General features: G+C 69.5%; 23 protein-coding genes and 1 pseudogene. 7 read left to right on the top strand and 17 right to left on the bottom strand.

The features are described from left to right. The 4 genes and pseudogenes from B4L26_RS14095 to B4L26_RS14080 all read right to left on the bottom strand — a co-directional run. Nucleotides 1-353 (bottom strand): annotated as a pseudogene (locus tag B4L26_RS14095) (ribonucleotide-diphosphate reductase subunit alpha); the annotation flags it as partial. Between the two features lie 50 nt (nt 354-403). Next, nucleotides 404-847: a class Ib ribonucleoside-diphosphate reductase assembly flavoprotein NrdI gene (gene nrdI, locus B4L26_RS14090; RefSeq protein ID WP_409563418.1), complete on the bottom strand. Its 444-nt coding sequence runs from the start codon at nt 845-847 to the stop codon at nt 404-406. 13 nt (nt 848-860) lie between these two features. Then, a complete protein-coding gene (locus B4L26_RS14085) occupies nt 861-1,100 on the bottom strand; it encodes a redoxin NrdH (RefSeq protein WP_290719672.1) in 240 nt (79 codons plus the stop codon). Between the two features lie 206 nt (nt 1,101-1,306). Next, entirely contained in the window at nt 1,307-1,885 is a 579-nt protein-coding gene (locus B4L26_RS14080; RefSeq protein WP_290719670.1) for an NAD(P)H-dependent oxidoreductase, read from the bottom strand. A gap of 60 nt (nt 1,886-1,945) precedes the next feature. On the opposite strand from B4L26_RS14080, the gene B4L26_RS14075 reads away from it, so the two are divergent. Then, the gene (locus B4L26_RS14075) at nt 1,946-2,560 is read left to right on the top strand and encodes a TetR/AcrR family transcriptional regulator (protein WP_290719666.1); all 615 of its coding nucleotides are present in this window, start codon (nt 1,946-1,948) and stop codon (nt 2,558-2,560) included. Nucleotides 2,561-2,627: 67 nt separating this feature from the next. On the opposite strand, the gene eccB is transcribed toward B4L26_RS14075, so the two are convergent. Next, nucleotides 2,628-4,043, bottom strand: a complete 1,416-nt coding sequence (gene eccB / locus B4L26_RS14070) for a type VII secretion protein EccB (protein ID WP_290719663.1) — start codon at nt 4,041-4,043, stop codon at nt 2,628-2,630. Between the two features lie 142 nt (nt 4,044-4,185). Continuing rightward, the gene (locus tag B4L26_RS14065; protein WP_290719660.1) at nt 4,186-4,626 is read right to left on the bottom strand and encodes an ester cyclase; all 441 of its coding nucleotides are present in this window, start codon (nt 4,624-4,626) and stop codon (nt 4,186-4,188) included. A gap of 81 nt (nt 4,627-4,707) precedes the next feature. On the opposite strand from B4L26_RS14065, the gene B4L26_RS14060 reads away from it, so the two are divergent. Together B4L26_RS14060 and B4L26_RS14055 are read left to right on the top strand one after the other, a co-directional pair. After that, entirely contained in the window at nt 4,708-5,355 is a 648-nt protein-coding gene (locus B4L26_RS14060; RefSeq protein ID WP_290719658.1) for a TetR/AcrR family transcriptional regulator, read from the top strand. Nucleotides 5,356-5,467: 112 nt separating this feature from the next. Further along, nucleotides 5,468-6,937 carry a hypothetical protein gene (locus tag B4L26_RS14055; RefSeq protein ID WP_290719656.1) on the top strand — a complete coding sequence of 490 codons (1,470 nt, stop codon included), beginning with the start codon at nt 5,468-5,470 and terminating at the stop codon, nt 6,935-6,937. Nucleotides 6,938-6,952: 15 nt separating this feature from the next. On the opposite strand, the gene manA is transcribed toward B4L26_RS14055, so the two are convergent. From manA to B4L26_RS14040, 3 genes are read right to left on the bottom strand one after another with little or no spacing between them, the layout of a single operon-like run. Beyond that, a complete protein-coding gene (gene manA / locus B4L26_RS14050) occupies nt 6,953-8,188 on the bottom strand; it encodes a mannose-6-phosphate isomerase, class I (RefSeq protein ID WP_290719655.1) in 1,236 nt (411 codons plus the stop codon). A 2-nt stretch (nt 8,189-8,190) separates the two neighbouring features. Continuing rightward, a complete protein-coding gene (locus B4L26_RS14045) occupies nt 8,191-9,291 on the bottom strand; it encodes a hypothetical protein (RefSeq protein WP_290719654.1) in 1,101 nt (366 codons plus the stop codon). 44 nt (nt 9,292-9,335) lie between these two features. Further along, on the bottom strand, nt 9,336-9,731 hold the full coding sequence (locus B4L26_RS14040) for a DUF3499 domain-containing protein (protein ID WP_290719653.1): 396 nt from the start codon (nt 9,729-9,731) through the stop codon (nt 9,336-9,338). A gap of 107 nt (nt 9,732-9,838) precedes the next feature. Here B4L26_RS14040 and B4L26_RS14035 point away from each other — a divergent pair, with 107 nt between their 5' ends. Continuing rightward, nucleotides 9,839-10,300: a metallopeptidase family protein gene (locus B4L26_RS14035; RefSeq protein WP_290719680.1), complete on the top strand. Its 462-nt coding sequence runs from the start codon at nt 9,839-9,841 to the stop codon at nt 10,298-10,300. A gap of 40 nt (nt 10,301-10,340) precedes the next feature. Here the strand turns inward: B4L26_RS14035 and B4L26_RS14030 are convergent, their stop codons facing one another. Then, nucleotides 10,341-10,604: a WhiB family transcriptional regulator gene (locus tag B4L26_RS14030; protein WP_290719678.1), complete on the bottom strand. Its 264-nt coding sequence runs from the start codon at nt 10,602-10,604 to the stop codon at nt 10,341-10,343. A gap of 455 nt (nt 10,605-11,059) precedes the next feature. Here B4L26_RS14030 and cofD point away from each other — a divergent pair, with 455 nt between their 5' ends. The 3 genes from cofD to B4L26_RS14015 are packed head-to-tail and all read left to right on the top strand — an operon-like array spanning nt 11,060 to nt 13,988. Next, nucleotides 11,060-12,079, top strand: coding sequence for a 2-phospho-L-lactate transferase (gene cofD / locus B4L26_RS14025; RefSeq protein WP_290719651.1), 1,020 nt, complete (start codon nt 11,060-11,062; stop codon nt 12,077-12,079). Continuing rightward, nucleotides 12,076-13,443, top strand: coding sequence for a coenzyme F420-0:L-glutamate ligase (locus B4L26_RS14020; protein WP_290719649.1), 1,368 nt, complete (start codon nt 12,076-12,078; stop codon nt 13,441-13,443). The genes cofD and B4L26_RS14020 overlap by 4 nt, the downstream gene beginning before the upstream one ends. Further along, complete coding sequence (locus tag B4L26_RS14015; RefSeq protein WP_290719647.1) at nt 13,440-13,988, top strand: NUDIX hydrolase; 549 nt, start codon at nt 13,440-13,442, stop codon at nt 13,986-13,988. The genes B4L26_RS14020 and B4L26_RS14015 overlap by 4 nt, the downstream gene beginning before the upstream one ends. Nucleotides 13,989-14,042: 54 nt before the next feature. Here the strand turns inward: B4L26_RS14015 and B4L26_RS14010 are convergent, their stop codons facing one another. The 7 genes from B4L26_RS14010 to B4L26_RS13980 form a co-directional block, all read right to left on the bottom strand. Then, on the bottom strand, nt 14,043-14,912 hold the full coding sequence (locus B4L26_RS14010) for a type IV toxin-antitoxin system AbiEi family antitoxin domain-containing protein (protein ID WP_290719645.1): 870 nt from the start codon (nt 14,910-14,912) through the stop codon (nt 14,043-14,045). A gap of 102 nt (nt 14,913-15,014) precedes the next feature. Next, the gene (glgC, locus tag B4L26_RS14005) at nt 15,015-16,232 is read right to left on the bottom strand and encodes a glucose-1-phosphate adenylyltransferase (protein WP_290719643.1); all 1,218 of its coding nucleotides are present in this window, start codon (nt 16,230-16,232) and stop codon (nt 15,015-15,017) included. 34 nt (nt 16,233-16,266) lie between these two features. After that, on the bottom strand, nt 16,267-17,142 hold the full coding sequence (locus B4L26_RS14000) for a methyltransferase domain-containing protein (RefSeq protein WP_290719641.1): 876 nt from the start codon (nt 17,140-17,142) through the stop codon (nt 16,267-16,269). Nucleotides 17,143-17,159: 17 nt separating this feature from the next. Continuing rightward, complete coding sequence (locus B4L26_RS13995; RefSeq protein WP_290719639.1) at nt 17,160-17,327, bottom strand: DUF3117 domain-containing protein; 168 nt, start codon at nt 17,325-17,327, stop codon at nt 17,160-17,162. Between the two features lie 20 nt (nt 17,328-17,347). Beyond that, nucleotides 17,348-17,737 (bottom strand): DivIVA domain-containing protein, encoded by a 390-nt coding sequence (locus B4L26_RS13990; protein ID WP_290719636.1) that lies wholly within the window; start codon nt 17,735-17,737, stop codon nt 17,348-17,350. Further along, a complete protein-coding gene (locus tag B4L26_RS13985) occupies nt 17,731-18,675 on the bottom strand; it encodes a glucosyl-3-phosphoglycerate synthase (protein ID WP_290719634.1) in 945 nt (314 codons plus the stop codon). Before B4L26_RS13985 ends, B4L26_RS13990 begins: the two co-directional genes overlap by 7 nt. Further along, a partial coding sequence (locus tag B4L26_RS13980) for a dihydropteroate synthase (RefSeq protein WP_290719632.1) occupies nt 18,672-19,256 on the bottom strand: 585 nt, incomplete at its 5' end. The genes B4L26_RS13985 and B4L26_RS13980, both read right to left, overlap by 4 nt.

Below are 19,256 nucleotides of genomic sequence, written 5' to 3'. Positions count from 1 at the left end.
AACGTCGGGAAGCGGAACTTCTGCCTGTACGCGTAGCCGAACAGCTCGCGGATGAACTCGCGGTTGTAGCGCTCGAGCACCTCGGGCTCGTAGTAGTTCTCCTCGACCAGGTAGTCCAGCTTCTCGTCGAGGTCGTGGAAGAACACCGTGTTCTGGTTGACGTGCTGCAGGAAGTACTGGTTGGCCGCCTCGCGATCCTTCTCGAACTGGATCTTCCCGTCGGCGTCGTACAGGTTGAGCATCGCGTTGAGCGCATGGAAGTCCAGCTCCCCCGGCTCGTGCCCGGCCGGGCTCGGGTGGAGGCCGGACTGGCTGGCCGACGCGGTCTCAGAGGTGGTGGTGGGCGACGACACGATAGACACTCCTGGTGCGGAACTGGATCGGGATTGGTGGTGCGGGGCGGCTAGTTCGCAACCGACAGGGCGTCAGAGGCGAAGAACTCGGCGAGCCCCGTGCGGACGCACTCGACGTCCTCGGCGGTACCCATGAGTTCGAATCGGTAGAGATAGGGGACTTTGCACTTGCCGGCGATGATGTCGCCGGCCATGCAGTACTCGGCCCCGAAGTTCGTGTTACCCGCGGCGATCACGCCCCGGATCAACGAGCGGTTGTGTGGATCGTTGAGAAAACGGATGACCTGCTTGGGGACATATCCCCCGCCCGCGGTCGTCGTCGCGCTGCGGCCCCCGCCGTAGGTCGGGGTGATCAGCACATACGGCTCGTCGACGGTGAGCGCCTCGTCGCGGTCGTGGACCGGGATCCGCCGCGCCGACACGCCCAGCTTCTCGACGAATCGGTGCGTGTTCTCCGACACCGACGAGAAGTAGACGACCGACAGCGACATCATGGCGCCTGTCGGACTAGGCCGTGGCCGTGGAGACCGCTAGAGCCTTGATGCGGTCCGGACGGAATCCCGACCAGTGCTCGTCCCCCGCCACGACGACCGGCGCCTGCAGGTAACCGAGCGCCATGACGTAGTCACGAGCGTCGGAGTCCTGCGAGATGTCGATGACCTCGTAGGCCACACCGGCCTTGTCGAGCGCCTTGTAGGTGGCGTTGCACTGCACACATGCGGGCTTGGTGTAGACCGTGATTGCCATTGGCTGCTCCGAATTCCATCGATGTGGTTTGGGTAACCCGAACACTACACCTTGTGTCTGACATTGCCAGTGAACACTAGAAGTTGTGAATTACATTCATGAAACTCGCTGGTCGCAGGCTTTTACGATCTCAAATCTTCGGCGTGTCTCGGCGTGTTCGGCGTGTCGTGCCGCAGGCCGTCCAGACGGCCGATTCAAACGCCGCTTCAGACGCCCACCGAGGCGTCGACAGCGTCCACGAGGACCTCGATTGCCCCTGTGACCTGCGACACAATCGCCTCGTCAACCTCGCCGAGGGCTCCGACCTCGCTCGCGCGCAGGCCGACACGGACTTCTTCGACGACGCGCCCGCCGGCGATCCCGATGGCCTTGACGGCATCGACGCGCATGCGCTCGCCCCCACCACGCGCCGACGACGCACTCATGATTCCCACCGGCTTGTCGACCAGAGCGCCCCTGCCGTACGGGCGCGACAACCAGTCGATCGCGTTCTTCAGGACGGCGGGCAGCGAGCCGTTGTACTCCGGAGCCACCACGAGGACCGCGTCGGCCGATGCCACCGCGGCCCGCACCGTCGCCACCCCCTCATCGAGCACCGACCCGGCACCGTCGGGGGTGTCTGGATCGATGTCCTCGTTGTAGAAGGGCAGGTCGCCCAGACCCTCGACGATCGAGACCACGGAGTCGGGCCCCGCGCTGTCGACGGCGATCTGGGCGAGGCGGCGATTCACGGACTGGTTTCGCAGGCTGCCGAGCAGCACGGCGACGGTGTGGGGTGCAGGCATGACTGGTGTAACGCGCTTCGGCCGCGAAATCTGCCCGAGACGAGGAGTTAGGCTCATCACGTGGACAGCGGCGACGATGCGCTCCCGCTGGTGGGTGAAGACCTGCTGGCCGGGCCGGACGAGCGCGCCGACGCCGCCCAGAACCGGGTGAAACTCCTCGACGCCGCGGCACGACTGGTCGCCGAGCAGGGCGCCGCCACGGTCACCATGGACGAGGTGGCGCGGGCCGCGGGCGTCGGCAAGGGCACACTCTTCCGCCGATTCGGAAGTCGCACCGGATTGATGCGGGCCCTTATCGACCATGACGAGCGCAATCTGCAGCGGGGGTACCTGTTCGGCCCCCCACCGCTGGGCCCCGGTGCTCCGCCGCTGCAGCGCCTCCTCGCCTACGGCCGCGCCCGACTCGAACACACCCTCGCCCACCGCGAAATCCTCGCCGAGGCCATCGCCAGCACCGGCACGCAGCGGTACACGATGCCGGTGGTGATGGCCTCGACCACACATGTGCGGATGCTGCTGACGCAGATGGGGGTCGCCCGTCCCGAGGTCGCCGCCCTGGCCGTCGAGGCCCCGTTGCAGGCTGACGCCGTGCTGTTCCTCACCGAGGCCGAGGGCCTCACGCACGACGAGATCGTGCAGCAGTGGGAGCAACTGGTCCTCTCACTCGCCGACTGAGCATCACTCCTTCACGATTTCGATAATCCTGCGTCAGTCGATGCTGGGTTGACGAAACGGTGCTGGGTCAACCCTCGAAGCGCGAGTGCGCCACGAGCGCCGCGGCGCGCGACAGATCGGGCCCGGCCGGTAGCAGGGCCAGGATCGGCCACGGCGCAGAAGCCGGCTCGCCCAACCCGAGCACCCCGGCAGTCTCGTCGTCGGCCACCGCGTACCGCACGCCGGTGTCGCCGACGAGGAACCGGCCGTGCCGGCGGGGGCTGCGCGGGTCCATGCCGCTCACCCGCACGTCGTGGGTGGTTCCCGGTGCGACGCGGATCTCGTCGGCGCGCGGCCCAGAACCGTCGGCGCCGACCGGCACAACCGGCGTCGGCCCGGGGATCGCGTGTCCGGTCAGCAGCGCGGTCACCGCGGCCGGCGCACCGGGGGGTCGGTACCAGCGCTGACAGATGACGGGCGCGTCGGCGACGCTCACCAACCGCGGCACCGCAACAGGGAAGTGCGCGGTCGCAGGCAGGTCCACGACCCGGGACTGCGCGGCGCGGGCCGGCGACACCGTGGGCACCCGTTCCGACGACGAGTCGCCGGCCAGGCGCAGCATCTGGGCGGCCACGGCGGTGACGGGCGCAATGCCGTCGGCCAGGGCGACGAAGTGTTCGGCACCCCCGTCGAGGGACGGCACCGCGAAGACAGTGCCGATGGGCATCCCCAGCGCACCGGCCCCGCCGGCACCGGCGATCTCGGGCACGGCCAGGGGTGCCACCTCCTCGATGGCATTGGCCAACCCCGGCGACAGCCGTCTCGCCACCGCGCCGTGCAGGCCCAGCGCTCGGCGCACGGGCTCGGCGTCGGCGTCGAATGGGGCGCGCACCGTCCGCGCCGCACTCCCCTGCCCGAGCCGGTAGACGAGGTAGGCCTGTTCGTCGACGACGACGAACAACCCGGCGTCGGCACCTGCGGCCAGACCGGCCGACTCCGAACCGTCGCCGATGACGACGACCGTGCGCGACGGGGCATCGCCGTCGGCGTTGACCGCGTCGCACACCGTCCAGGCCGGGGCCGCACCGGACCCGAGCGCGTTGGGCGCGCCGACGATTCCCAGCGTCGGCCCACGCGGCAGATCGCGCAGCGCCCCCGCCGCCACCGTCTTCGGCTCGGCCGCCGACCCGGCGACCAGGCGTGCCGAGGCGAGGTTGAGCACGGGGTGCGCGGTGCCCTCGACGACGACGTAGAGCCCGCCGTCGGAACGGTTGAGCACGATCGGCGCATCGGCGACCGATCCGACCGGCCGGATCAGCCCGTACACCCCGCACCCCGCGGCAACGAGGATCGCTATGACGAGGCCGATCGTGACCGACTGGCGCTGCGCGCGCATCGGATCGTGCAGCATCCGGGCATCGCGACGCACGAGAGTGTGCTCGGCGCGTTGCAACAGGAAGCGGTATCCGCTCACCTGGGCGCGCGTCGTCAACTGTCTGACCATGGTGTTCCCCCGAACCCCGACCGTGCCGGCTCGGTGCGATCCCCCCGGATCGACCTGGTTTCCCGCCGGCGCCGACGCCACTCTTGCACGCTCGGCGCCGGCCCGGGGTGCTATTGCGGCGATCGGGCGACCGCGACGGTCGTCAGCGGGACGCCGCGTCGAGCATCATCGGGTCCGGGGCCGGCAGTACACCCATCTGCACCATCGCCCCCACCTCGTCGCGCACACCCCAATGTTCGGCGAGCCGGTCCCCCTCGGTCCGGTAGATGTGGATCGTCGACATCTCGTAGGCGCGCCCGGCAGCCGCGGGACCGTGGAGCTGCGGAACCCCCACCCCTCGGGCGATCGCCCGGAACACGATGCGGTCGTCGGTCTCGATGATGTCGATGACCTCGTACTGCACCGAGAGGACACCAGTCACCCAGGTCAGGATCTGCCGGTATCCGTCGGGACCGGGTGGCACCGGGAGCGGTGACCCGTGGTCGACGAATTCCTCGGTGACACATGTGTCGAGGCAGGACAGGTCCCCGGAATTGATGGCGTCGAAGACTGCGCGTGCTGCGGGCAATGCGGGGTTGTTCATGGCATCCTCACTTGATTGGTAGTTTCAGTGGATTAATATTCCACTGGAATCTGATTCTAAGCAATTTGACGGAGGGGCGCAATGGCGAAACGACGGTCCTACGACAGTCCTGCGCGACGCGAGGCCGCCCGGGCGACGCGCGCAAGCATCATCGCCGCGGCCCGGGAGATCCTGCTTGCCGGCGGCTACGACGGGATGACCGTCGCGCGGCTCGCCGACACCGCCGGCGTCAGCCCCCAAACGGTCTACAACTCGATCGGCGGCAAGGCCCAGGTAGTCAAGGCGGTCTACGACGTCATGCTCGCCGGCGACGACGACCCGACGCCGATGAGCCAGCGCCCGGCGTTCCTCGCCCTGAGCACCAGCAGTGACCCGGAGGCCTTCTTCCGCGCCTACGCGCACCTATCGCGGCTGATCTTCGAGCGCGTCGGCCCCCTGCTCGGTGTCCTCCTGCAGGGCGGCTCCGGCGGCGACGCCGACCTGCGCGCCCTCGTCACCACGATCGAAGGCGAGCGGCGCACCGGTAACGGGCACGCTCTCGACCGCCTCGAGGAGAGCCACGGCATCCCCGACCTCCCGGGCGGGCGCGCCCGCCTGCACGACATCGTGTGGACGCTCACCGCACCCGAGGTGGCCGACCGGCTCATTCGGCAATGTGGCTGGTCACCCGACGATTACGAGACCTGGCTCGGCGACCAACTCGCCGCGGTCGTGCGTCCCGCGAAGTAGAACCCCGTACGCGGCACGAGAAACCACGACGATTCCTCTGCCCCTGCGCTAGCCTCGCACGTGCGCCATAGCCGGGGGGGCTTCGCGGCGCTCGTCACGAATCGGGGGAATCGTGCTCTTCACTTCTGTTGTCACTTCTGTTGCCAACCGCGCCGACACGGTCGACGATTTCACGCTGCGGGTGCCAATCGCCGTCGACGTCCCGGCAGGTGCCGACCCCAACCTGGACGGAAACACCCCGGTCGGCGTGCGCGCCGACGGTGGCACACTGCTCACCGCGGTCGCGGTCGAGCCGGGCACCCCCGTCGTGCGCCACCACACCACAACCGAGTCCGCGGCACTGCTCGGCCGCGACACGCACTTGGACCTCGCACTGTTGGCGCACTTCCGCGCCTCCTGCCGGGTGCCGGTGACGCTGGACCTGGTGGTGATCGAACACCGCTACTGCGGTGCGGGCACCGTCGCGGCCGCCTACCGCGAAACCCTCGGCCCGCTGCCCTTCGCCGCGGCGCGTCGGGTCGCCGTCGTGGCGCGCCTTTCGGCGACGAGGATCGCGCCGACCGGCCCCCACGCGACGGCGACTGCCTTGCGCACCGCCGCCACCCTCACCCGACGGCTATCCGCCCTCTTGAGCGCCCGGGGGATGCGCGCCACCCCGTTGTCGGCGGCCGATCTGCATGAACTCACCGACCATCTGTTGGGCCCACGCCTCGCGCCCCTGTCGAGCGACGGTGAGACGATCCTGCAAATGACTCCCACCGAGGCAACGGCGGGCATCGCGACGTGGCGGACGTTCGCATTGGGTCCCGACGCGACTCCCTCCGCAATGCGCACCCTCTCCGCCGATCACCCGGTCTCGACGACGACGCTCCTGCGCCTGTCGGGGCCTCCTGAGGCGCCCGTCCTGCACGGGCTGGTAGGGACGACCGAGGTGCCCGGCTCCGGTCGGCTGCTGCGCTCGACACCGTCGTGCCTCGACCCCCTCGACGGGCGTCAGGGCCCCGCCCTGGTGCACCGGATTCCTGTCCCCCGCCTGCCCCGCATGCGCCTGCCACGCCTGGTCGCCGACCCTGCGGCCCTGCGCCGCTGGCGGTTCCGAGTCGGCGACGACGGTCCGCTGATCGGTGCCGACCCCCGCGGTCGCGCCGTGACCGTGCCGCTGTTCTCCTCGTCGGCACACTCGTGTGGACTGACCGGCAACGCCGAGGTGGTCGCACTGCTCGTCCTGCGGTGTATCGGCGCCGGCGCGTCCATCGGCGTGCACTCCCCGGACCCGCGACGTTGGGCACCGCTGTGCCGACTCGTCGACGACCCCGGGGTCCTGGCTCTGCACCCCGACCACGGTGGCGGCTCGACCGGTCTCGCGGTCGTCGACCTCGTCGACGAGACGACCGCCGACGACTCCGTCCTGCGGGTCCGATTACAGCGCCGCACGACGGCCCGCACGTGGGCGCACATCGAGGCATCGGCCGCCGACGGATCGCGGATCGATGTCTCCTTCGGAGGGGAACCGATGACGTTGACCGGGGTCGCCGCCCCTGCCGAACTGGCCCTGGTCGACGCCCTGGAGAGCATCGTCTAGTTCGGCCCGCGTGCGCTAGATCGGGACGCGCGCCCGGTAGAACACCGCCTGCGACGAGGCGGCAGCGACGATGACGTCGGGATCGGCGTCGGCGAGCCACACAGCCTGTCCCGACTTCGCGGTTACTGATTCGCCGCCACCCCGAGCCTCGATGCGCCCCGAGGTCACCGCCAGTATCTGCGGACCGGGCATGTCGAAGGAGATGGTCGACGGGTGGCGCAGACCGGTGCCGTCGAGTTCGACCCGCGAGAGTCGGAACTCCGGCGCCGGAGTCGTGTAGATCCGCTCGGCGCCCAGTACCGACACCTTCGGGGACAGGTCGGCAGGGTGCACCGGGGCGAAATCGAGGACGCGCAAGAGCTCGGGCACGTCGATGTGCTTGGGGGTCAGCCCGCCGCGCAGCACATTGTCCGAGTTGGCCATGATCTCGATCGCCGTGCCGCGCAGGTAGGCGTGCAGGTTGCCCGCCGCAAGGTAGAGCGCCTCTCCGGGTTCCAGGTGGATGCGGTTGAGCAGCAGCGACGCGAGGACCCCAGGGTCGCGCGGATACGCCTCGCCCAACTCGAGCAGTGTGCGCAGCTCGTCGTCGAACGCGGTCCCACCCGCAGCCAGCACCCCGACGGCGGCATCGATGACCGCGGGCACCAGGTCGGCGAGCACCGACTCGGGCAGCGTGATCCACGTCGTGAACAAGGCCCGCAGCCCGTCGCTGTCGGGCTGACCGGCGATCATGCCCAGGTAGGGGTCGAGGGCCGGCAGCGCGAGTTCGCGCAACAGGTCGACCGTGTGCGCCGGGTCGCGGAAGCCGGCGAGTGCGTCGAACGGTGTCACCGCGAGCACCACCTCCGGCTTGTGCCACGGGTCGCGGTAGTTGCGCTCCGGCGCGTCGAGGCGGATTCCCGCAGCGTTCTCCCGGGCGAACCCTTCGGCGGCCTGCGCCGAGCTCGGATGTGCCTGCAGTGACAGCGGCTCCTCGGCCGCGAGCACCTTCAGCAGGTACGGCAGCCGCACCCCGAACTCATCGACTACGGGCGATCCGAGGGCGGCGATCGGATCGTTCTCGATCAGCGTCAGCAGTCCCTCCTCGGGGCGTCCGTCGGCATCGAGGCACTGCGCCTGACCTGCCGGGTGCGCGCCGAACCACAATTCGGCCTCCGGATGCGCGGACGGCGTCGGCAGGCCGCGGATCGTCGCGATCGCGGTGCGCGACCCCCACGCGTAAGGACGGACCAGACCCTCGAGGACGCGCACGGCTACCCCGCTCCCAGTAGATCGGCGTACACCGCGGCCATCTCGAGTCGCGCGGCCAGGACCAGTTGGGACACCAGCGCGTCGGGGCCCTCGTCACCCGACGGCGGCGCGCCCGGGTCCGCAGATGCGTCCGGACTATCGGGGGCGGACCCGACGAGGGTTTCCGCGTCAGGCAGCGCGGCCACCCGCCTACGCGCCAACCACTGCTGCCCGGGGGTGCTCAGGACGAACAGTCGCGCCCGCGACGGGACGGGCCCGTCGATCTCGGGGTCGTGGAAGATCGAGTCGACCGGCGTGCTGCCCACATCACGCAGCATCCGGGTCATCGCAGCGGAGAGGTCGACGGCGCTGCCGCACACACCGCCGATGGCGAACAGCGTGCCGGCCGCGCGCTGCGCCAGGGCATCCCCGGCCGGACTGTCGCCGCAGAACACCGGCGCACAGGCGCGAAAGCGCTCGGCAAGGGTTTTCGCGGGGGCGCCGTAGGCATCGTGGGACGGGTGGTTCCGGGACGCCTCGGCGTCGAGGGCGTCGGCGAGTGCCGCCAGGTCGAGGTCACCGCCGAGGTAGCGCACCTGTGCCAGTCCCTGGCAGACGGCGATCAGCGCAGCGACGTGGCCGACGAAGCGGAACTGCTCGGGCACGACGACCCGCGGCGACAGGTCCAGGCCGCGCCCGGCCACCGCACCGGCGAGCGGTCCTTCGATCGGGGCGACGACGACGAACTCGGCATGACGGCGATGCGCACGCGAGGCGGCATCGGCGAGCGCCATGTCACCGGCGTCATCACCGACGATGACGACGACGTCCAGCGGCCCGATCCAACCGGGCAGCGACGGTGCCGCCACGAGCGGCACATCCAGGCGCGCGGCGGCATGGGCGATGACGAACCGTGCCGATTGCGCGGCGGCCACCGAGCCGCCGGTCACGATGACGACGCTGCGCGGGCGCAGGGTGGCCAGTGCTTCTATAGCCCCCTCGCGGACCGCTTCGGCCACGGCCCGGACCTGGGCTCCGGCACGGGCCGCCGCATGGAGCAGCCCGTCGACGTCGGCATCGATGAGACTGCTCGGGTCGTCGAGGTCCACCCCTGTCGTGCGCATGCCTCTAGCGTATCCATCTACGCCGAGAGCGGGGACCCGGCGGTTCAGTCGACGTCGGGAAGAACTCGTAAATGCCCTCGTCGGCCCGGGCGCGGGCGCAGCGGTGCGCGCACGGCGGGGGCAGGCGGGCGCGGCGGCAGGTCGTCGAAACCGTCCATGGACTCCGAACCGACAGCCACCGATTCGCGTACCGCCTCGGCCAGCGCGGTCAGTTCCTGCTCCTCGGTGGGCACGGAGAAGCCGCTGGAGCTGCGCATAATGTCCCATCCGCGGGGCACGGTAATGCGATCGGCGTGATTGGCACACAGATCCCAGGAGTGCGGTTCGGCGGCCCGGGCGAGCGGTCCGATGACGGCAGTGGACCCGGCGTAGTCATAGGTCAGCGTCGCCACGGCCGGACGGGAGCACGCCGGGCGCGAGCACTGACGATGAACGGTCACGTTTGTCAGGTTAGCCGGTCACTTCGGCGAGAAGACGCCGACACACCGGACATCGACGCGGGCGGTCCAGACCATCATGGTCCTACACTCGTCGTGTGAAATCGGAGATGCGCCGCCGCACCCGCGGGGCACGGGACCGGCGTGGCCGCGGGCTGCGCTCCCCGCTGCTGCCGCAGGCGGTGCCGGCGTGGACGTCGCGCGCCGACGACTTCGATGCCGTGGTGATCGACTCACTCGCCGAGATCGATGCGCTGTGGCACGACCAGCTGCGCGAACTCAACATCGCCGTCGACGACGTGCCGCGGATGTTGCCGATCGATCCGGGTTCGGTGCAATGGCCGGCCGAGGTGTCCGCGGACCGTTCGGTTCCGCTCGCGCGGCTCATCCCCGCCGCCATCGACCCCGCCGGCAACCAGACACGGGCCCAGATCGTGGTCTTCCGCCGCCCGTTGGAGATCCGCTGCACCGACCGCGCCGACCTCGCTGACCTGGTGCGCGAAGTTCTCATCGAGCAGGTGGCGACCTACCTGGGGCTCGACGAGGACACGATTGAGAACGGCCCGTCGTGATCGATCGGGCGTGCGGCGCCTGCGCCGCGAGAACTGCGCGTCAGATGATGCCGCGCTTGAGGCGGCGCCGTTCGCGCTCGGACAAGCCGCCCCAAATGCCGAAGCGCTCATCGTTGTGCAACGCGTATTCGAGGCACTCGGCCTTGACCTCGCAGCCCGAGCAGATGCGCTTGGCCTCGCGGGTCGAGCCACCCTTCTCGGGGAAGAAGGCCTCTGGGTCGGTCTGGGCGCACAGTGCCCGGTCCTGCCAGGTGTCCTCCACCTCGTCGAAAAGTGCATCGAAATCGTTGGGAACCACAGACAGGTGTGTGCGTGCCGTCTGCGCCGTACCGGCATGGAATGTCGGGAAGCCGTACGCAGTCGAGTCGCCGCCCAGCGGGTGATCCAATCCCATCTCAGCGTCTCCTTCTCGTGTCGATCAGCATTGTCGTCCGGTGGCCGCCGACCCGGCAGCGACCGAACACCCGAATGTGCTTGCGTGTCCCACCCGCTTCCGGTGCCGCCAATCGGACCGGTAGAGTTCGAGCTTCGAACATATGGTCGAATGTGCTGTGCCCCAAGGCAATTCACATCCGGTAATGCCATAATTCAAATCTCAAATGACACTGATGTGATTAGACACGCGTCCCACTCTCAGGTCAAGCCGAATGGGAAAACTCGCGTATACCACCACCGAACCGTAATCGGGTGCCTCGACACGGGCTTGAGGGATTCGACTGCGTCACACCGCTTTCGGGGGCACCGTTACAGTGGACCCTCGTGAAGGTCACAGTCCTGGTCGGCGGCGTCGGCGGCGCACGCATGTTGCTCGGCGTGCGCGAACTCCTCGGACGTACGCCGTTCCCCGCACCGTCAGACGGCGCCCCCGGCGAAGGCGAATCCGACCATAGCGTCACCGCGATCGTAAACGTCGGCGACGACGCGTGGATGCACGGCGTGCGCATCTGCCCCGACCTCGACACGTGCATGTACACCCTGGGCGGCGGGATCGACGAGGAGCGGGCCTGGGGGCGGCGCAACGAGACCTGGCACGCGAAGGAAGAGCTGGCCGCCTACGGTGCCGACCCCGACTGGTTCGGTCTGGGCGACCGCGATCTGGCAACCCACCTGATCCGCACTCAGATGCTCGAGGCCGGCTATCGCCTGACCGACGTCACCGCCGCTCTGTGCCGCCGATGGGCGCCGGGGGTGGCCTTGCGGCCGGTCAGCGACGAGCGGCACGAGACCCACGTCGTAATCACGCCGCCCGGCAGCGACGCACAGCGCGCCATCCACTTCCAGGAGTGGTGGGTCCGCTACCGCGCACAGGTGCCGACCACCGGATTCGCCCAGGTGGGCGACAAGGACGCCCACCTGACGCCGGAGGCCGCGGCGGCAATCGACGAGGCCGACGTCATCCTGTTCGCGCCCAGCAACCCGGTGGTGAGCATCGGGGCGATCCTGTCGGTCAACGGGATGCGGGCGGCACTGCGCACCGCGTCGGCCCCGATCGTCGGGATCAGCCCCGTGATCGACAACAAGCCGCTGCGCGGGATGGCCGACGAATGTCTGTCGGTGATCGGCGTGCCGACCACCGCCGAGGCCATTGCCGCGCACTACGGCGCGCGCTGCGCGGCGGGTCTGCTCGACGGCTGGTTGATCGCCGACGGTGATTCCGCGGAGGTCGAGGGCATCGCCATCGGCACCGCACCGCTGCTGATGACCGACCCGCGCACCACCGCACAGATGGTGCGCGACGCGTGTGCCCTGGTCGGCGTTGACACCCCGGAATTGTCGTGACTGGAACACCATCGGCCGATCACCGCTCCCCCGGCACCATCGAGATCATCCCGATCATCGGGCTGCCGGAGTTCGCACCCGGTGATGACGTCGCCGCCGCGATCCTGCACGCCGCGCAACTGCACGACCACGACATCGTCGTCATCACCTCCAAAGTCTTCTCCAAGGCCGAGGGCCGGTTGGTCCCCGCGCCGACCGACCCGGAACAGCGTGACGCGCTGCGTCGGCGCCTTGTCGAGGACGAATCGGTACGCGTGGTGGCGCGCAAGAACCGCACGCTGATCACCGAGAACCGCTACGGGCTGATCCAGGCCGCGGCCGGTGTCGACGGGTCGAATGTGGCCACCGATGAACTCGCCCTGCTGCCGCGCGATCCCGACGCCAGTGCGGCGCGCACGCGGGCGGCCTTCGCCGCGGCGGGAATCGACGCGGCCGTCGTCATCACCGACACCATGGGCCGTGCCTGGCGCATCGGACAGACCGACGTTGCGATCGGTGCGGCCGGCCTTACGGTCGCCCACTCCTACGAGGGCAGTCGTGACACCCACGGCAACGAGCTGATCGTCACCGAGATCGCCGTCGCCGACGAAATCGCTGCGGCTGCCGACCTGGTGAAAGGCAAGCTCGACGGGGTCGGCGCGGCGATCGTGCGCGGGTTCCGCATCGCCGACGACGGCAGTGCTGCCGCCGACCTGGTCCGCCCCGGCGCCGACGACCTCTTCCGCTTGGGCACCGACTTCGCGATCGCGCAGGGCCGTCGTGAGGCCGTACTCACGCGCCGCTCGGTGCGCGCCTTCGCGCCCGATCCGGTGGATCCCGACGAGATGCGCGCCGCCCTCGCCGAGTCGCTCACCGCGCCGGCACCACACCACACCCATCCGGTGCGGTTCGTCTGGCTGCGCGACCCGGCGCGGCGCACCGCGTTACTCGATGCGATGGCGCAGGCCTGGCGCGCCGACCTGACCGGCGACGAGAAGACCCCCGAATCCATTGCCAAGCGCGTGCGCCGGGGCCAGATCCTGTATGACGCCCCGGAGGTCGTCATCCCGTTCCTCGTGCCCGAAGGTGCCCACACCTATCCTGACGCGCGGCGCAACGCCGCCGAGCACACGATGTTCACCGTCGCGGCCGGCGCCGCGGTGGGCATGCTCCTCGTCGCGCTGTCGGCCCGCGAGATCGGCAGCTGCTGGATCGGTTCGACGATCTTCGCGCCCGAGGTGGTACGCGCACAGCTGGGCCTCGACGAGCGGTGGGAACCATTGGGGGCGATCGCCGTCGGGTACCTGCCCGACCGGCCCGACGATGGTTCCAATCCACCGCTACGCTCGACGGCCGACCCTGACGGACTGGTCGTGGAGCTGTGAGCGTGCACGCCTCGGTGCGGGCTGCCCTGACCGCCGCGCAGTTCGACGATCCCGAGCAGGACGGCCTGCGCCACACCTATCTCGCCTTTCTCGACGCGGCGCCCGACGGCTGCCTGCGCGCCCACGCACCCGGTCACCTCACCGCCTCGGCGCTCGTCGTCGACGCTGATAGGACGCACGCACTGCTCACCCTGCACCCCCGGGTCGGCAAGTGGGTGCAGCTGGGCGGGCATTGCGAGCCCGACGATGAGTCGATCGAAGCTGCCGCGCTGCGCGAAGCCCTCGAGGAGTCCGGCATCGAAGGCTTACGGCTCGCGCACGGCCCAGTGCACCTGCACACCCACCCGATCACTTGCTCGCTGGGCGTGCCGACGCGCCACCTCGATGTCCGCTTCGTCGCCGTGGCGCCTCCGACGCCCGACGGCGTGCTGCCCGAGGTGGTGTGCAGTGACGAGTCACTGGACCTTCGGTGGTTCCCGCTGGGCGAGGTCCCCAACCCCGAGCTGAAACCGTTGGTAGCCGCGGCGCTGGACCGGCTCGCCTGATCCGCCTGATCCGCCTGGTGTTTTCACCGGTTTCCGGGCAAAACACCAGGCTGATCACGCCGCTCGGCGGGCCAGCACCTGCTGCACGCGTTCCACCAGCGCTTGAGGCTGGTCGAGCAGATCCGACCAGGTGAAGTTCAACACCTCCCAACCGGCCGCGATCAGTGCATTGCGCCTGGTCCGATCGCGCTGGAAGGCGTCCGCGTCACGGTGGAAGGCGAATCCGTCGATCTCGACAGCGAGCAGGTGTTCGGGGAAGGCGAAATCGACCGTGTAGCCGGCAGTCGGATAGTTGGCGATCCAACCGGTCAGCCCCGCGCTGGTGAAGATGCCGACCGCCATGCGCTCCGCCTCTGAGCGCGCACCGTTGGCCAGTGCGGCCAGGTAGCGGCAGACGGCGGGCGAACCGTGCCGCTTGGGGTACCGGGCGTGGGCCGCCTCGAGTGAGCGGATCGTCACTGTCCGGCGCAGCAGCGCGGAATCGATTACTCCGATGCCCAGCGTCTCGGATGCATCGAGCACCGTAAGTGACCTCTCGGTGACGCACAGGCCGCGGTGGACGATCACATCCTCGTCGAGCAGGCGCCTCTCTCGTACGACGGTCGTCGAGGTTCGACGCGGATGACGACCCGAGACCGCGGTGTACACCAGGTGCCTACGCGGTTCGTCGGAGCACAAACCCAGCCACCACGCCGCCGCCGCACCGCCCAGCGCAGCGCCACCGCCGATCGAGTGCACCGCCAGCCGGGCCTGTGCCCGCGCTGATCGGGCGTGCGTGGCCACCAGGTACACACCGCGAACGATACGATGCCACTCGCCGGACTCAACGCGTCGCGTGATCGCCGACCGGGACAATCCGGCTGCGAGGGCATCGCGCGCAGTGATCACTCCGTCGTGGCGGATGATCAGTTCGTTGAGCTCCACAAATGCTTAGACGCGGCGACCCGGCAATCGGTTCCGCGGACACCACGCTCATCAACCTGGTGTTTGCACCGGTTTCCGGGCCCAACACCAGGCTGATCAGGGCTAATCGACGACGATCCCCTTGCCGATGGTGACGATCCCGCCGTCGCTGACCGAGTAGCGCTCACGATCGCGCGTGAGGTCGACGCCGAGCTGCGCACCCTTGGCGACGACGACGTTCTTGTCGAGGATCGCGTTGCGGACCACGGCCCCGGAGTTGATGCGCGAACCGGGCATGACGACGCAGTTCTGCACCACCGCACCGGCCTCGATCACCACGTCGGTGAAGATCACCGACCCACTGACCGCCGTCGCCTTCACGATCGATCCGGCACCGACCACCGAGTTCTGCACCGAGCCGCCGAGGATGAATTTCGCCGGCGGCAGGTTGGAGGTCTCGCCCCGGATCGGCCAGTGGCGGTTGTAGAGGGTGAAGACCGGGTTCGGCGACACCAGGTCCATATGGGCGTCGAAGAAGGCGTCGATCGTCCCCACGTCACGCCAGTAACCGCGGTCGCGCTCGGTGGCGCCGGGAACCTCGTTGTCACGGAAGTCGTAGACGGCTGCCTCGCCCTTGCTCGCCAACAGCGGGATGATGTTGCCGCCCATGTCGTGGTCAGAATCTTCGTCGGCGGAATCCTCGCGCAGCGCCTCGATGAGCGCGTCGGTGGTGAACACGTAGTTGCCCATCGACGCCAGCGTCATCGTCGGGTCGTCCGGCGTGGCCGGCGGATCGGCGGGCTTCTCCACGAACCGGGTGATGCGCCCGGACTCGTCGGCGTCGATGCAGCCCAGCGCCGTCGCCTCCTCGCGCGGCACGCGGATCCCGGCCACCGTTGCACCCGCGCCCGAGGCGATGTGTGCGGCCACCATTTGCGATGGATCCATGCGGTACACGTGGTCGGCACCGAAGACGACGAGGTAGTCGGGCTTCTCGTCGTAGACGAGGTTCAGCGACTGCAGGATCGCGTCGGCGCTGCCGGTGAACCACCGCTTGCCCAGTCGCTGCTGCGCGGGCACCGACGTGATGTATTCGCCGTGGAATCCACTCGACCACCAGGTCTGTGCGATGTGGCGGTCCAGCGAGTGCGACTTGTATTGGGTGAGCACGCAGATGCGCTCGTATCCGCCGTTGACCAGGTTCGACAGCACGAAATCGATGAGCCGGTAGGTGCCCCCGAACGGGACCGCGGGTTTAGCCCGGTCAGCGGTGAGCGGGTACAGGCGCTTGCCCTCCCCGCCGGCGAGCACGATTCCGAGGACGTGTGGCTCTGCTCTCACTCCCCCAACCTACCCCGGGTGTCCGTTTCCTCGCTCAGCTCCGGGCAACGGTCACGTCGACGGCGGTCGTGACCGTCACGGCCGGAGCGCGGTCACACAGTGCGCGGGCCCGCTCGCGCAGGGCTTCTGGTGCGGTGTGGAAGGCGCTTGGCCCCATTGCGACGGCATTGACGATGTCGTCGCACGACCACTCGTCGCTCCGCTGCACGGTGCCCACGGTGACCGACCCGAAGCCCGCGGCGGACAGCGCGGCGAGGACCTGGTCGTGCTTGTCGTCGGCGACGCCGAGCATGCCCATCGGATCGATCAACTCCCGCAGGTGGTCGGCGCGCGGCGTGACGACGACGAGGGTCCCGTCGTCGCGCAAGACCCGTCGTGCCTCCTCATAGCCGCGGGGTGCGAAGACGGCGAGGACGGCGTCTGCGCACGCATCGGCCAGAGGCCACGGCTGCCACAGATCGGCGACGATCGCGGCCGCACGCGAATGGCACCGGGCCGCGGAGCGCGCGGCGTACTTCGACAGGTCCACCCCCAGACCACGGGCGTCGGCACACTGATCGAGCACCGATGCCAAGTACTGGCCGGTGCCACACCCCGCATCCAGGACCAACGGCTCGGAACACTCACCCAATTCCGACGCCACCGCGTGCGCCACAGCCTCTCGCAGCGCGCGGTACGGGGGTGTCGACAGTGCCGCGCGGCGGGCGGAGATCATGTCGGCGGTATCGCTGGACAAACCTGCCGAACGTCCGCCCAACAGGGCGACGTACCCCTGCCGGGCAATATCGAAGCGGTGCCCCTGAGGGCAGCCGAGAACCGATGACCCGGGCGGGGTCGCAGCAATGGGTCCGGCACACACCGGACAGCGCAGCGCAGTCAGAACCGCATCGAGCGCGGTGCGCGGCGTCACGGTCTACACGGCTGACGTCAGCCGGCGACTCCGCGCAGTTCCTCCCCCAGCGCGGCGGCCTCATCCGCCGTCAGCTCGACGACCAGGCGTCCGCCACCCTCAATCGGAATGCGCACTACGATCCCGCGGCCCTCCTTGGCTGCTTCCATCGGGCCATCTCCGGTTCGTGGCTTCATCGCCGCCATCGTGCAACTCCCTCCAAGGATTAATCTGCTTCATTATAGCTGGTCACCGCCGGTGGCTGCGCATCGCCCACATCGCGACGACCGTCCTGGCCACTCGGCTCGCCGCGCTCTGCGCGCTCCCGCAACGCGCCCGCGACGGCCCGCAATTCATCGATCTCGCGTGCGAGTTTCTCCAGCGTCCAATCGACCTCGGACTGCTTGTACCCACGGAACACAAGTCCGAAGCGGATCTTGCGGACGTCGTCTCCGGCGATGCCGGCGCGCGGCAGTGCCGTGACCGTCAGATCGTCGTCGACGGCGGCGAGATCCTCGCCGCGGCCGAACACGAACCACACCACGGCGAACAGCACTCCGGCGGCCATCATCACGCCGAGCCCGTAGCCCACGATCATCAACATGGCGATCAGCACTCCCGCCGGATCGAGTCCATCGGCGGCCGGTCGGTCAGCACTACCTCGGTCACCTGGGTGGCGAACGACCCGTCGGCGGCCGCCGCGAACTGCACCAGCGGCGCCAGCGAATCGTCGATCCCGCATCGCCGCAACAGCGTCCCGACGATCTGCCGGCTCATCACACCCAACTCGGTGAGCGGTCGGTGGCGGTGCACCCGCACACCGAGGTTCACCTGGCCGATCGCCTGCGGCCCTCGCGCCTCGTGCGTGTCGATGAGCAATCCCACCTCGACGCCGTACCCCGGGGCGAACGGCAGGGAGGCCAGCAGTGCACGGGTCCCGGCGTACTCGCCCCCGAGCGGTTGGACGACATGGCTCAGTTCCGGGCGCAACGCGGCGAGCAGCGGGCGCGCCACCAGCTCGGTGACGCGTCCCCCACCGTCGGAGGCATGGCGGGCCGACGTCCGCCACGGTCGGCGGTAGTAGCCCTTCACCAGTTCGATTCCGGGGTGGGTGAGGATCGGTCCGACAAGTTTCGGCACGAACATGGGGTCCGGGGAGACCAGGTCGGCGTCGATGAACACGATGATGTCGGCGGTGGTCGCAGCGATCGAGCGCCACAGCACTTCGCCTTTGCCGTCGACCGGCGGCACCTGGGGCAATGCCTCCTCCCGGCTGACGACGCGGGCACCGGCCTCCCGGGCCACCGCGGCGGTGTCGTCGGTGGAGCCGGAGTCGAGTACGACGAGGTCGTCGACGAGCCCGCCCAGCAGCGGGCGGATCGAATCGACGACGCCGGCGACCGTGTCCTCCTCGTTGAGCGCGGGTAGGACGACGGCGACGGTGCGACCGTCTTTGGCGGCGACGAGATCGTCGACGGTCCACTCGGGCCGATCCCAAGTGGCGATCGGCGGGCCGGGGACCTCAGGAACCGCGCCGGTATCCAAACCGCTCATGCCAGCCCCCGCACGGCGCGGACGGGGCCGCGGCGACCGGTGATCGCGGCCACCATCTCGACGACGCGCCGCGTCGCGGCGACCTCGTGGGCGCGGAAGATGGCCGCGCCGTGCTCGGCGGCCAAGGCGGTCGCCGCCAACGTCCCGTCGAGCCGCTCGTCCAGTTCGACGCCGAGGGTCTCCCCGACGAAATCCTTGTTGCTCAACGCCATCAGGACCGGGTAGCCGGTGGCGACGAGCCGGTCGGTGTGGCGCAGCAGCGCCAGTCCGTGGTGGGTGTTCTTGCCGAAGTCGTGCGTCGGGTCGACGATGATCCCGTCGGTGCGCACCCCGGCGGCCGCAGCGCGCGCCGCCGCGGCGGACACCTCGTCGACGACCTCGTCGACGACGCCGATCGACACGGCCTTCTCGACGCCGCCCGCGATGCGCGCGTGCTCCTCGGCCAGCTCGTTCTCGACCTGGGTGCGCGCGTCCTCGGGGACCTCGGCCAGCTTGCGGCGGTGCAGGATCCGGATCGCGGCCACCGAGCCCATGACGGCGACCTGGGCCCCGGGCCAGGCGAACACCTTGGTGGCGCCGAG

Source organism: Gordonia sp. UBA7599, from assembly GCA_002477755.1.
GTDB lineage: Bacteria > Actinomycetota > Actinomycetes > Mycobacteriales > Mycobacteriaceae > Gordonia.
This window is presented reverse-complemented; position numbering and strand designations above follow the sequence as displayed.